Source organism: Amycolatopsis marina (assembly GCF_900111885.1).
Taxonomy (GTDB): Bacteria; Actinomycetota; Actinomycetes; order Mycobacteriales; family Pseudonocardiaceae; genus Amycolatopsis; species Amycolatopsis marina.
The window spans coordinates 21,229-34,145 of sequence record NZ_FOKG01000025.1 but is presented as its reverse complement, the minus strand read 5'-3'; the positions used below and the strand labels follow the sequence as shown (position 1 = coordinate 34,145).

Genomic DNA, 12,917 nt, shown 5'->3' with positions numbered 1-12,917 from the left:
ACGGATCGGATTGCGAGGAGTCAGATGGACGCTGCGGAGTCGACGGCCCGCCAGGACCAGTCGTCCTCGTCCGCGCCGTCTGGGCCGCCTGTGTCGTCGGCGTCTTCCGACTCCGCCAAGTCCCCGGTCGCGCCCGCCGATGCGCTTTCGGCCCGTGAGCAGGAAGTGCTGGCGTTCGAGCGCCAGTGGTGGAAGTACGCGGGCGCCAAGGAGCAGGCCATTCGGGAGATCTTCGCGATGTCCTCGACCCGCTACTACCAGATTCTGAACCAACTTATCGACAAGCAGGAAGCGATGCGTGCCGACCCGATGCTGGTCAAGCGATTGCGCAAGATGCGAGCCAGCCGACAGCGCACGCGCGCGGCACGCCGGTTGGGGATCGAGCTGTCATGAGTTTCGGTGGAGTGTCTCGCCCGGCCCGCGCGGCCGGAATCGGCCTGCTCGCTGTCGCGGCCGCCGCGGCCGTGATCGGCGGGGTGACCCTGTTGACCAACGGCGACGGGGACAACACCGCCGCGCCGCCTTCGACGTCGGCGCCAGGTTCGCCGAGTGACCCCGGCACCAGTGGCCCGGACGGAAGTTCGCCACCGAGTTCCCCGGGCGACACCAGCACGCCGCCGGGAACGTCCGGCGAGCCCTCGGACCCGGCTGACCCGACCGGGCAGCCGGAGCAGTCGGGGCAGCCAGGTCAGCCCGGTCAGCCACAGCCAGGTCAGCCCGGTGGACCTCCCGCGCCGGGGGCCGACGGATCGCAGCAGGACCGGCAGGCTTCGGCCAAATGGGTCAGCGTCCGCGTGTACAACAACAGCACGACCAAGGGCCTCGCCAGCAAAGCGGCCGAGGACCTGCGCGGACAGGGCTGGAACGTCGGTGAGGTCGCGAACTACTCGTCGGGGATCATCCCGACCACCACGGCGTACTACCGGCCGGGTACGGACGAGCAGACCGCGGCAGACGCACTGGCAGCGAGCTTCGGAATGCGGTCGGAGCCCAGGTTCGCCGGTATCAAGGACTCCGCACCCGGTGTGATCGTGATCGTCACCAACGACTACGGCCAGTCGAACGGCAAGAGCGGTAAGTAACGACCGCGGGGGTCACCTCCCCCGCGCGTAGGCCTCGAGTGCCGCGAGCTGCGCCGGGTCGAGGGAGGGCCGCACAGCTTCGCGGGCCGCTGCGAGGTGCTCGGCGGTGACCTCCTCCGCCTCCAGTGACTCGCGCATCGCGGTGAGAGCCGCCTCCCGGATCAGCGCCGCGCAGTCCGCGGCCGAGTAACCGTCGAGAGTGACCGCGACGGCGTCGAGATCGACGTCGTCCGCCAACGGCGTGTTCCGTGAACTCGCCCGCAGGATGTCGGCCCGGGCCTCCTGGTCGGGCGGCGGGACGTAGATCAGGCGCTCGAGCCGTCCCGGCCGCAGCAGCGCGGGGTCGACCAGCTCCGGCCGGTTGGTCGCGCCGAGCACGACGACTTCCCGCAGTGGCTCGACCCCGTCCAGCTCGGTGAGCAGGGCGGCCACCACCCGGTCGGAGACGCCGGAGTCGCCGGACTGTCCGCGGCGCGGCGCGAGTGCGTCGATCTCGTCGAGGAAGATCAGTGACGGTGCGGCATCGGCCGCCCGCCGGAACAGTTCCCGTACGGCTCGTTCGGATTCACCGACCCATTTGTCCATCAACTCGGCGCCCTTGACGGCGAAGACGTTCAGCGCGCCGGTGCCGGCCAGTGCCCGCACCAGGAAGGTCTTGCCGCCGCCGGGTGGCCCGTAGAGCAGCACTCCGCGTGGCGGGGCCACGCCGAGCCGGGCGAAGGAGTCGGGGTAGCGCAGTGGCCAGAGCACCGACTCGGTCAGTGACTGCTTGACCTCGGTCATGTCGCCGACATCGTCCAGTGACAGCCCACCGGTGGCGAGAGTGTCCGACGTCGACATGGAGATCGGGCGTACGGTGGCGAGCGCTTCCAGCAGGTCAGCCTCGGAGATCCGGGGTTCCGCGGTCTCCCGCTGCCGGAGCGCGGCACGCAGGGCCGCGTCCCTGCGGAGCGCGACCAGGTCCGCGGCGACGAAACCGGGCGTGCGCTCGGCGATGACTCCGAGGTCCGCCCCGTGTTCCATGGGCGCCTCCCGTAAGAGCACGGCAAGCAGCTCCGACCGGACGCGGGCGTCCGGCAGTGCCAGCCCGATCTCCCGGTCGAGCAGCTCGGGGCCGCGCAGTCGCGGATCGACGGACTCCGGATGCGCGGTGGTCGCGACCACCGCGAACCCCGGCCTGCTCATGGCCGTGCGCAGTTGTTCGAGCACGATGGTGGCAACCGGAGGTGGCTGGCTCGCGGGCAGCAGGGCGTCGATGTCGGTGAGCAGCAGCACTGTGGGCTGGTTGCCGTCGGCTGCCAGTGTGACCGCTTCGCGCACCCTCGCCGCGGCGGCGTCCGGACCGAGTACCGCGACGGTCGGCGCGGCCAGTGGGACGACTCGTACGTTCTCGGCGTGGGCCACGGAGCGCACCAGTGTGGATTTGCCGACCCCTTCGGGACCGGAGACCAGCACTCCGAGCCTGCCTGAGGTGCCGAGCCGGGCGAGCAGTTCCGGCCGGTGGAAGGCGAGGTCAAACCACTCGGCGAGGTTACGTGCCGCCGCGCTCGAACCGGCGAGGTCGGCCACTGGCAGCGCCTCTTCGGTGTCCTGCAGATCCTCCACGAGTTCCGCATCGAGGATCTCCGCGGCGGGCTGTGTGGTGCTCACCGGGATCTGGTCCGCACCGCCACCCCGCACGGTGGCCGCTGGAGCCGGTTCCTGGTCGGACCGGCCCGCCCCATCCCGCCATCGGACTACTGTGGACGGACCAATCGCGACTGTTCCTTCCGGCTCGGCAGCGGTGACCGTGAGCAGTTCGCTCGTCCAGGTCATGCCGATCGCCCCGGAAAGCTTGGTGCGAGCGGTGGACAGGTCCGCGCCCGGTGGGGGCGCTAGGTCCTGTGGCAGCAGGGACACGGCGTCGCCCACGGTGAGTACCTTGCCGATCAGCGCGAGCCGCAGCATCGACGGCGTGAGTGACGTCGAGGCGAGCCGGGATCCGGCTACCGTGACCGTTCTGGCCGCGCTGACCTCGACCGGCCCGAGCACGATCTCGGTTCCCTCGGTCACCCCGAGGTTTGACATGGTGACGTCGTCGGCGAGCACCACCCCGGTCGGGCCGCCGGGTTCGGCAGGTGCGGCGAGCGCCGCGCTCACCCGTGCACCGGTCAGCCGGACCGCGTCCCAGGCGCGCAGGCCGAGCGCGTCGAGTACCTCGGGGTGCAGCCGCACGACTCCGCGCCGCGAGTCCAAAGCGGACGGCGTGTGGCGCACGGTGAGGGTGATCTGCGGGGATGAGCGATGCTGGGAGGACGTCACCCCGCCACACTATCGTCGTTCGAGCCCTAGTCCTGTCTGCCTCGCTGGCGCAGGCCGATTCGCCGCCAGCTGCGCCGCCGCCCGTGGTCGGACACGCGGCCCTGCGGCTCCGGCGGATGCGTCCTCGGGACCCTCGCGACATGCTGGTCCTCGTGCCGTGGCATTCGTACCGCCCGGCGGGCCGCTCCCGCCACCCTGCGTCGAAGTGGCGGCCGTAGGCCGAGCCTCCGCTGGCTGCGCGCCCGGCGGATCGCCCTGCGCTCGCGGGCGGGCACGTCCCATGCCTCGGGGTGCCCGGCGAGCCAGTAGTAGCGGCGCACCGAGTAGGGAACGTGGGCCAGGTAGAGCACCAGCGCGGCGGCCAGCGCGATCAGCGGGTACTGGATGATCGCCGCGGCGAGCAGGCCGACGCCGACAAGCAGGGGGGCGACCGCCTTCGCGGGTGCCTTGACCGTTTTCAGCGACAGCGTCGGGATGCGGCTGATCAACAGTGCGGCGATCGCCACCGTCCAGAGCCAGACCACGACGCCGGAGGACCACCAGCCATCACCGAACTGCTGGGTCAGGATCAACGGAAGCAGCGCGAGCAGGCCACCCGCGGGCGCGGGCACGCCGACGAAGAACTCGCTCGCGTACGGCGGCTGCTCCGTGTCGTCGAGCAGCGTGTTGAACCGGGCGAGTCGTAGGACTATGCACACCGCGAAGATCAGCGTCGCGATCCAGCCGATGCGGTCACCGTTGAACTGCCAGACGTAGAGGACCAGCGCGGGTGCGACGCCGAAGGAGATCGCGTCCGAGAGCGAGTCGAGCTCGGCCCCCATCCTGGAGGTCGCGTCGAGCATCCTGGCGATGCGGCCGTCGAGGCTGTCCAGCACTGCGGCGACGCCGATCGCGCCGATCGCCAGCAGGTAGTCCCCGGTGAGTGCGAACTGCACCGCGGAGAGCCCGGCGCAGAGCGCGAGCACCGTGATCGCGTTCGGCAGCAACCGGACACCGGGTGTTGTCCGTGCCATCACCGCTCAGCCCTCCGGAGCGATCGACGCCGCCGAGACCGGGGGCAGTGCGGCGAGCGGGGTCTCACCGCCGATGGTGCGTTGACCGACGCTGACCATGACCCGGCTGCCCTCTGGGAGGTAGAGGTCCACCCGCGAACCGAACCGGATCAGGCCGTAGGTCTCACCGGCCCGCACCTGCTCACCCTCGTTGATCTGACAGACGATCCGGCGAGCGACGAGGCCGGCGATCTGCACGACGACCAGGTCGTGGCCGTCGTCGGTGCGCAGGTGCACCGAGTTGCGCTCGTTGTCGTCGCTGGCCTTGTCCAGGTCGGCGGAAAGGAACTTGCCGGGCCGGTAGGCGATCCGCCGCACCGTGCCCGTGGCAGGCAGGCGCTGCACGTGGACGTCGAACACCGAGAGGAAGACGCTGATCCGCATCCGTGGAGTGGCGGGCAGCCCCAGTTCGGGTGGCGGAGTGGCTTCCTCGATCAGGGACACGACGCCGTCCGCGGCGGCGACGGCGAGGCCGGTGCCGGGCGGCGGTACTCGCTTCGGCTCGCGGAAGAACAGTGCGGTCGCCGCCGTCCCGAGCGCGGCGATGCCACCGAGGCGCTTGGAGAACTTGCGCAACACCAGGCTCGCCGCGAGGCCACCGAGAACGAAGGGCCTGCCCGCGGGGTGCATCGGGGGCACGGCAGCGCGGGCGAGTTGCAGGGCGTGGGTGAGGCTGTTGCCTGCCGGTGCGTCGGTGGTCGGCGGGACGGGCGCTTTCGAAGCGGCGCTCATGTGATCGGGGTTCCCCGTGCTGTCGTGGTCCGAAGACTTAGTTTGTTGGCAAACGCGCGTCACGATCGACTCGGAGGGGCTCTGACCTGGAGTGGAACGTCACCACAGCACGTCACACGCCCCGCCTCCTCGCTCGTGGGCTCCGCCGCGCGCGTTCTCTGGCGCACCGTAGCCACATTGCTCCCTTCACCAACAGGCTCTTGACAATGTGCCATTGCTGGGAGTGGTGACGGCGATTATCCACGGCCGCCACAACGGGAGGCAACGCTACGCCAGCGGCGGGAAACACGGACCGGCCGGGCGCATCCACCCCCCGACGGCGCATGCGCCCGGCCGTCAATCCGTTGGGGTGAATTGATGATCGTAGCGCCTTCGACGTGCGCTTGATAACCCGAAGTGTGGAAAACGTTACGAAACGTCACAGCCCGTCAACGTCGACGCGCACCGCCCAGCACCAGCCGGAGAACGCCGAGTAGCACGACCGAACCGAGGACGGCGACGCCGAAACTGGCGAGGTCGAACTCGAACGTCTTCTCGTTTCCGGTTATCAGCTGGTAGATCAGTCCGCCGAGGGTGGCGCCGACGATCCCGACCAGCACGCTGACCAGGCAGCCCTGCTTGCGCCGGTCGCGCCCGCCGACCACCAGGTTCGCCGCCCAGCCCGCCAGTGCACCGAAGATGATCCAGGAGAAGAAGCCCATGGCCCCACGCTACTGCGACCGGGTGATCAGCCGAGGAGTAGCACTTCCACCTCGCTGCCCTCGGGCGCTTCCGTGCGGTCCTCGGGCAGCACGATCAGACAGTTCGCCTGCGTGAACGCGGCCAGCAGGTGCGAGCCCGGTCCGCCCCTCGGGCCGACGACACCGGTCACCAGGGCCGAGTCGGCGGAGTCGGCCCGGTCGGGAGCGGTGTAGTAGCCCCGGCGGTACTGGCGCTTGCCCCGCGGCGACGTCAGGGTCTCGGTGAGCCGGGCTGGGACCTTCGTGCGCTGCACGTCCTGCTGGCCGAGCACCGTGCGCAGCGCGGGCCGCAGGAAGACCTCGAACGAGACGAGGACCGCGACCGGGTTGCCCGGCAGGGTCACCACGGGAACGCCGTTCCAGCGGCCACAGCCCTGTGGCCCGCCCGGCTGCATCCCGACCTTGGCGAACTCCACACCGATGCCGGTGAGCGCGTCCTTCACCACCTCGTACGCTCCCGCGCTGACGCCGCCGGAGGTGACCACGAGATCGGTGGTGGCCAGCTTCGGCTCGATGGCGGCCCGGAACGTCTCGACGTCGTCGGCGACGCTGCGCACGGTCTCCACCTCGCAGCCGAGGCCGCGCAGTGCGGCCGTCAGCATCACGCTGTTCGACTCGTAGATCTGTCCGTGTCGCAGTGGTTCGGGCGGCAACACCAACTCCGAGCCGGTGGAGACGACGAGCACCTTCGGCGCGGCATGGACCGTGAGCCGGTCGAGGCCGACGGCAGCCGCCAGGCCGAGGTGCGCCGGCCCCAGCACGGTTCCCCCGGACAGCGCGACAGCACCGCTCGTGACGTCCTCACCCGTCCTGCGGACGTGCGCACCCGGAGCGGCCCCGGCGAGCACGCGGACGGCCGGTTCGCTGTCCTGGTCGCTGTCCGCCCACGCGCCGGTCTCCGTGTGCTCCACCGGGACCACGCTGTCCGCACCGGACGGCATGGCGGCGCCGGTCATGATCCGATGTGCGGTGCCGGGCAGCAGCGTGGGAACGTCCGTGCGGCCGGCGGGGATGTCCGCGACCACCGGGAGCACCGCGGGCTTCTCCGCACTTGCTCCGACCACATCCACCGAGCGCACGGCGAAGCCGTCCATCGCCGAGTTGTCGAATGGTGGCAGCGAAACACCGGCCTGGACGTCGGCGACGAGCACCTTGCCCGCACAGTCGGCCAGCGGCAGTTCCACGCCTGCGGGACGGGACAGCAGGGCTCTCACCTTGGCGAGATGGTCTTCGACGGAGATCACGCCGACTATCCTCCCCCGAGCCCTCCGGCATGCAAGACTCTCCCCGCGTTCGCGCTGGGTCCGCGTGGGATCGCGGGTGGGGAGAGGAAGAGTCGATGCAGGTACAGGTCCGTCACCAGCCGTCGTTCGCCGTGGCCAGGCTGCTGCTCGCGCCGGGCGAGCCCGCGCAGGTCGAGGCGGGGGCGATGCTGGCGACCAGCTACGGCGTGCACGTCCAGTCGAGTTCGCAGGGCGGGGTGATGAAGGGGCTCGGGAGGGCGTTCCTTTCCGGCGAGTCGTTCTTCATCTCCACCTACACCGCACCGCAGAACGGCGGCTGGGTGGATGTGGCGCCGAACCTGCCCGGCGACATCCAGTTGATCAACATGGACGGGCGGACCGGATGGTGCGTCACCAAGGGTTCCTGGCTGGCGTCCTCGCACGGCGTGCACACCGAGACCCGCTGGGGTGGCTTCGGCAAGCTGTTCGGTGGTGAGGGCGGATTTCTCACGCACGCCACGGGCCAGGGCCCGCTCGTGGTGGCCTGCTACGGCGCGCTGGAGACGGTGAACCTGCAGCAGGGCGAGATGATCACGATCGACTCCGGGCACGTCGTTGCCTACGCCGACACGGTTCAGTCGCAGACCCGCAAGGTGGCTTCGGGCATGATCCAGTCGTTGAAGAGCGGCGAGGGGCTCGTGTTCGACTTCGCGGGGCCGGGGCAGGTGCTGACCCAGACGCGGAACCCGAGTGCGCTGTCGAGTTGGATCGTCGCGCAGGTGCCCAGCCGCTGAGTGCCTGTTGGTGAGTACCGTTCCCAAGTCCGAGCCCCGCCGAGTCGATCGTGACGCGCGTTTACCAACGACGCTGAGGCGGGTGCTGCGGCAGACGTCGAACCCGGGCGGGAAGAGGAAGCATGGAGGTTCAGACCAGGCACACGCCGACGTTCGGCGTGGCCCGTGTCGTGCTGTCGGCCGGTGAGGCCGTGCAGGCAGATGCCGAGGCGAAGGTCGCGAGCAGCTTCGGACTGGGCGAGTCAAAGCAGGCGCGCGGCGCGCGAGGACGAGGACCGACGGTTTTCACCGCGCCCGCGGAGGGCGGCTGGGTCGACCTGGCGCCGCGGCACCCCGGCGACGTGTACGCGCTGAGCTTCGACGGTCGCACCGGCTGGTCGGTCGCCAGGAACGTCGTGCTGGCCCGCCCGCCGACGATCCGGTCGGACGAAACGTGGCCGCCACTGCAGTCCCTGTTCGGCGCCGACTCCGGGTTCCTCGAGCATTTCAGCGGGCACGGTCAGCTGGTGCTCGCCTCGGCAGGTCCGGTGGACGCGCTCACGCTGGAGCGGGGCGAGGTCATCACGGTGAGCCCCGGTTTCCTGGTCGCCTACCCGGATTCGCTGCAGTGCCGCCTGCGTGCGATCGACCCCGCGGGCCCACAGTCCGTACGCACCGGCGAGGGTCTCGAACTCGACTTCGCCGGCCCGGGCACGGTGTTGGTCCAGGCCCGCCGACACGCGTAAGACCCGGTCGGTTGGTGAGGGCGGGCCGTTGCACGCGGAGCGAGGTACGAGCGAGGCAGTTGGGCAGAGTCCGCCGACACGCGTAAGACCCGGTCGCAACCGCACTTTCCCGGGAAAGTGCGGTTCCAGGGACATGGAGCGCCTGCAAGTACCCCCAAGTAAGATCAACAATGCCGCCAACTGCCTCCAACGGGCGTTGACGGGGACTGCCGAGGTTGGCTGAATTCGAAACGAGTTGCCCATTGCTCGCTGCCGTTATTCCGGTAGCGTGATCGAAGCTTTCACGCGACGGCGGGGCGCAGCCGCCGTCGTTTTCGGCTGTATCCAAGGAGGACGCCGTGGCTGTCGGCACGGTCAAGTGGTTCAACTCGGAAAAGGGCTACGGATTCATCGAGTCCCCGGAAGGCCCTGATGTGTTCGTACATTACTCGGCCATTCAGGCCGACGGATTCCGCACCCTCGATGAGGGGGACCGAGTGGAGTTCGAGGTGCAGGCAGGCCGGGACGGCCGGAGTCAGGCCGCGGACGTCCGCAAGGTCTCCTGAGCTGCGCTGCCGGTGCCCCGGCACAGTCCTCCTGGCAAAAGGAGACGCTCCGCGTAGCCTGCCCAACGGCGCGTTAGGCTTCGCGGCGTGACAGGCGATGTGTCGGGGGACCTCACCGGTCGCCGCTTGGGCAACTACCGCATCGACGGTGTGCTCGGCAAGGGCGGCATGAGCGTGATGTACAAGGCCACCGACGTGCGGCTGGGTCGCAAGGTGGCGCTCAAGGTCATCGGGGATCACCTCGGGGCGGATGCCGAGTTCCGTGAGCGGTTCGTCGACGAGGCGCGCAACACCTCGGCCATCGATCACGCGAACATCGTGCCGTTGTACGACTTCGGCGAACTCGACGGCATGCTGTACATCGCCATGCGGCTCGTCGACGGGTCCGATCTGGCGAGCCTGATCAGCGCGGGGCCGATGGCCCCCGAACGCGCGGTGGGTCTCCTGGAGCAGGTCGCCGACGCACTGGACACACTGCACGGCAGGGGACTGGTCCACCTCGACGTCAAGCCGGCCAACGTGCTGGTCACCAGCAGGGAGTCCGCGCGCGAGCATGTCTACGTCGCCGACTTCGGGCTGACCCGGCGCGGGGCGACGGGCCACCGCACGAGGGGCGGGGATTTTCTCGGTTCGCCCACCTACGCGGCTCCAGAGCACCTGCGGGGTGAACCGCTCGACGGACGCACCGATCAGTACGCACTGGCCTGTGTGCTCTACGCCTGCCTGACCGGCGGGCCGCCCTACCAGGGTGACGTGCCGAATGTCATCAAGGGCCATCTCGGGGGCGAGCCGCCGTCGGCGGCCAGGGCGGCCGCGCTGCCTGCGCCCATCGACGAAGTAATCCGGCGAGGCATGGCACGGACTCCCGACGATCGGCACGGCAGCTGCGGGGAACTCATCTCGGCGGCCAGGTCCGCCCTCACCCGCAAGGATGTCCCGGTCGCGTCGGCGGCCCAGGCAGGCAACGCCATGGGCCACGGCGAAGGGCCCCGTGGTCCCGCACGACAGGGAGAGGGGACGCCGGTGCAGCCGTACGGGCAGCAAGGACAGCAGGGGCAGCCCAACGGCCGACCGCCGCACGGCACGCAACCCCCACCCGGCTACGGGCAGCAGGGTCAGCAGGGGCAGCCGCACCAGCAGGGACCGCCGCCCGGATACGGCTCCGGCGCACCGCAGGGGCTTGGCACGCCGCCGCACGGTTTCGTGCCCGGCTACGGCCAACCACAGGGCCCGAGGCAGCAGGGCCCTGTGGGGCAGCAGCCGCATCCGCACGGGTACGGGCCGCAGCAGGGTGATCCGATGCGGCTCCGCCCGCCCGCCCCGGCCGGTGGTTCGGCCTTCACCCAGCCGCCGAGTGGTGGTGGCAAGAAGTGGATCATCTGGTTGCTCGTCGCGGTGGTGGTCGTCGCGGGCGGTGTCCTCACACTGGTGCTGGTGCTCGGGGGTGACGACGACAAGGGCAGCGGCGGCACGCCCCCGGCCGAGCCGAGCGCGACCGCTCCGCAGATTCCCGTCGGTCCTGGCGAGTCCGCGCCGAATCGGGGCAACGAGTCGTCCCGCCCCGATAACCCGCCGCCCACATCCATCCCGGTAGTGCCCGGAAACTGACCACCCTGCTGTGTCTTATCTAAAACTCGGGTTATTCACCGCCCACGTGCGGCACGTACCAGACTCACCTGCGGTCGGCAGCCACGGCCACCCTCCGGGCGGCCCCGTCTGCAGACTTGTGAACAACCCTCCTTGCACTCTCATCCGGAGAGTGCTAAAACCGAGATTGGCACTCGACGCCGTCGAGTGCTAGGCGGGTGGTCGCCGACCGCTCGCCTGAAGGTCGGGACGGTGAGGCTGTGTTCTTGCGGGAATCCCCGCGGGAACTCCGTCGTCCGTCGCGGGCACCGAGCCTGGCCGAGGACGTGTCCTGCTGCAGCGGGCAGCCGAGAAGTCGGCTGTTCGCTGGTAGCGCCCAATATCGGAGGACCACACCGCAATGGCCAAACTGATCGCGTTCGACGAGGACGCCCGCCGCGGTCTAGAGCGCGGCCTCAACACCCTCGCCGAAGCCGTCAAGGTGACGCTCGGCCCCCGTGGCCGCAATGTCGTGCTCGAGAAGAAGTGGGGCGCGCCGACCATCACCAATGACGGTGTCTCCATCGCCAAGGAGATCGAGCTCGAGGACCCCTGGGAGAAGATCGGGGCCGAGCTCGTCAAGGAAGTTGCCAAGAAGACCGACGACGTCGCGGGTGACGGCACCACCACCGCCACCGTGCTCGCCCAGGCCCTCGTTCGCGAGGGGCTGCGCAACGTCGCAGCCGGTGCCGACCCCATCGCCCTCAAGCGTGGGATCGAGCAGGCCGTCGAGGCCGTCACCGAGCAGCTGCACAAGGCCGCCGTGCAGATCGAGACCAAGGAGCAGATCGCTGCTACCGCCTCGATCTCCGCTGCTGACCGCACCATCGGTGAGCTGATCGCCGAGGCGCTGGACAAGGTCGGCAAGGAAGGCGTCGTCACTGTCGAGGAGAGCAACACCTTCGGCCTCGAGCTCGAGCTCACCGAGGGTATGCGCTTCGACAAGGGCTACATCTCCGGTTACTTCGTGACCGACCCGGAGCGTCAGGAAGCGGAGCTCGAGGACCCCTACGTCCTCCTGTTCGGTTCCAAGATCTCCAACGTCAAGGACGTGCTGCCGCTGCTGGAGAAGGTCATCCAGTCCGGCAAGCCGCTGCTGATCATCGCCGAGGACGTCGAGGGCGAAGCCCTGGCGACCCTGGTGGTCAACAAGATCCGCGGCACGTTCAAGTCCGTCGCCGTCAAGGCGCCTGGCTTCGGCGACCGCCGCAAGGCCATCCTGCAGGACATCGCGATCCTGACCGGTGGCCAGGTCATCACCGAGGACGTCGGCCTCAAGCTGGAGAACGCTGACCTTTCCCTGCTGGGTAAGGCCCGCAAGGCCGTCATCACCAAGGACGAGACCACCATCGTCGAGGGTTCGGGCGACGCCGACCAGATCCAGGGTCGCGTCAACCAGATCCGTGCGGAGATCGAGAACTCGGACTCCGACTACGACCGCGAGAAGCTCCAGGAGCGCCTGGCGAAGCTGGCCGGCGGCGTTGCCGTCATCAAGGCCGGCGCCGCCACCGAGGTGGAGCTCAAGGAGCGCAAGCACCGCATCGAGGACGCGGTGCGCAACGCCAAGGCCGCCGTCGAGGAGGGCATTGTCGCCGGTGGTGGCGTGGCTCTGCTGCAGGCTGCCGAGGCTGCCTTCGCCGGCCTCAAGCTCGAGGGCGACGAGGCGACCGGTGCCAACATCGTGAAGGTTGCGGTCGAGGCCCCGCTCAAGCAGATCGCGGTCAACTCCGGCCTCGAAGGCGGAGTCGTGGTGGAGAAGGTCAAGGGCCTGCCGCAGGGCCACGGCCTGAACGCCGCCACGGGCGAGTACGAGGACCTGCTCGCGGCCGGCGTGCCGGACCCGACCAAGGTCACGCGCTCCGCGCTGCAGAACGCCGCTTCCATCGCGGCGCTGTTCCTGACCACTGAGGCGGTCATCGCTGACAAGCCGGAGAAGGCTGGTGCCGCTCCGGCCGGTGGCGACCCGACCGGTGGCATGGGCGGCATGGACTTCTGATCGGTTTCGCACCGGACTGAAGTTCAGTCGAGTAGCTACACACAGGGACCCGGTTCCGCTTCGGCGGGGCCGGGTCCCTCTGTGTGTCCGGCCGTTGCCGA

The 12,917-nt window shown here is 69.6% G+C and carries 12 protein-coding genes; 7 read left to right on the top strand and 5 right to left on the bottom strand.

What is annotated here, in order from left to right:
- The first annotated feature begins 24 nt into the window (after nt 1-24).
- Both napA and BM199_RS28655 read left to right on the top strand, forming a co-directional pair.
- Nucleotides 25-393 carry a nucleoid-associated protein NapA gene (gene napA / locus BM199_RS28660; protein WP_091678079.1) on the top strand — a complete coding sequence of 123 codons (369 nt, stop codon included), beginning with the start codon at nt 25-27 and terminating at the stop codon, nt 391-393.
- The gene (locus BM199_RS28655) at nt 390-1,082 is read left to right on the top strand and encodes a LytR C-terminal domain-containing protein (RefSeq protein WP_091678076.1); all 693 of its coding nucleotides are present in this window, start codon (nt 390-392) and stop codon (nt 1,080-1,082) included. Before napA ends, BM199_RS28655 begins: the two co-directional genes overlap by 4 nt.
- A gap of 12 nt (nt 1,083-1,094) precedes the next feature.
- On the opposite strand, the gene BM199_RS28650 is transcribed toward BM199_RS28655, so the two are convergent.
- From BM199_RS28650 to moeA, 5 genes are all read right to left on the bottom strand, one after another.
- Nucleotides 1,095-3,383: an AAA family ATPase gene (locus BM199_RS28650; protein ID WP_091678074.1), complete on the bottom strand. Its 2,289-nt coding sequence runs from the start codon at nt 3,381-3,383 to the stop codon at nt 1,095-1,097.
- Between the two features lie 26 nt (nt 3,384-3,409).
- Nucleotides 3,410-4,396: a CDP-alcohol phosphatidyltransferase family protein gene (locus BM199_RS28645; RefSeq protein WP_091678071.1), complete on the bottom strand. Its 987-nt coding sequence runs from the start codon at nt 4,394-4,396 to the stop codon at nt 3,410-3,412.
- A 6-nt stretch (nt 4,397-4,402) separates the two neighbouring features.
- Nucleotides 4,403-5,167, bottom strand: a complete 765-nt coding sequence (locus BM199_RS28640) for a phosphatidylserine decarboxylase (protein WP_091678069.1) — start codon at nt 5,165-5,167, stop codon at nt 4,403-4,405.
- Between the two features lie 428 nt (nt 5,168-5,595).
- On the bottom strand, nt 5,596-5,868 hold the full coding sequence (locus tag BM199_RS28635; RefSeq protein ID WP_091678066.1) for a GlsB/YeaQ/YmgE family stress response membrane protein: 273 nt from the start codon (nt 5,866-5,868) through the stop codon (nt 5,596-5,598).
- Nucleotides 5,869-5,894: 26 nt separating this feature from the next.
- Nucleotides 5,895-7,151, bottom strand: coding sequence for a molybdopterin molybdotransferase MoeA (gene moeA / locus BM199_RS28630; protein WP_091678063.1), 1,257 nt, complete (start codon nt 7,149-7,151; stop codon nt 5,895-5,897).
- Nucleotides 7,152-7,246: 95 nt separating this feature from the next.
- Between moeA and BM199_RS28625 the strand changes: the two genes are divergently transcribed.
- The 5 genes from BM199_RS28625 (at nt 7,247) to groL (ending at nt 12,816) form a co-directional block, all read left to right on the top strand.
- A complete protein-coding gene (locus BM199_RS28625) occupies nt 7,247-7,924 on the top strand; it encodes a TIGR00266 family protein (protein ID WP_091678060.1) in 678 nt (225 codons plus the stop codon).
- Nucleotides 7,925-8,046: 122 nt separating this feature from the next.
- A complete protein-coding gene (locus tag BM199_RS28620) occupies nt 8,047-8,649 on the top strand; it encodes an AIM24 family protein (RefSeq protein ID WP_091678058.1) in 603 nt (200 codons plus the stop codon).
- A 338-nt stretch (nt 8,650-8,987) separates the two neighbouring features.
- Nucleotides 8,988-9,194 carry a cold-shock protein gene (locus BM199_RS28615; protein ID WP_091678055.1) on the top strand — a complete coding sequence of 69 codons (207 nt, stop codon included), beginning with the start codon at nt 8,988-8,990 and terminating at the stop codon, nt 9,192-9,194.
- An 87-nt stretch (nt 9,195-9,281) separates the two neighbouring features.
- A complete protein-coding gene (locus BM199_RS28610; protein WP_177242839.1) occupies nt 9,282-10,802 on the top strand; it encodes a serine/threonine-protein kinase in 1,521 nt (506 codons plus the stop codon).
- A gap of 379 nt (nt 10,803-11,181) precedes the next feature.
- Entirely contained in the window at nt 11,182-12,816 is a 1,635-nt protein-coding gene (gene groL / locus BM199_RS28605; RefSeq protein ID WP_091678050.1) for a chaperonin GroEL, read from the top strand.
- Nucleotides 12,817-12,917 lie beyond the last annotated feature (101 nt).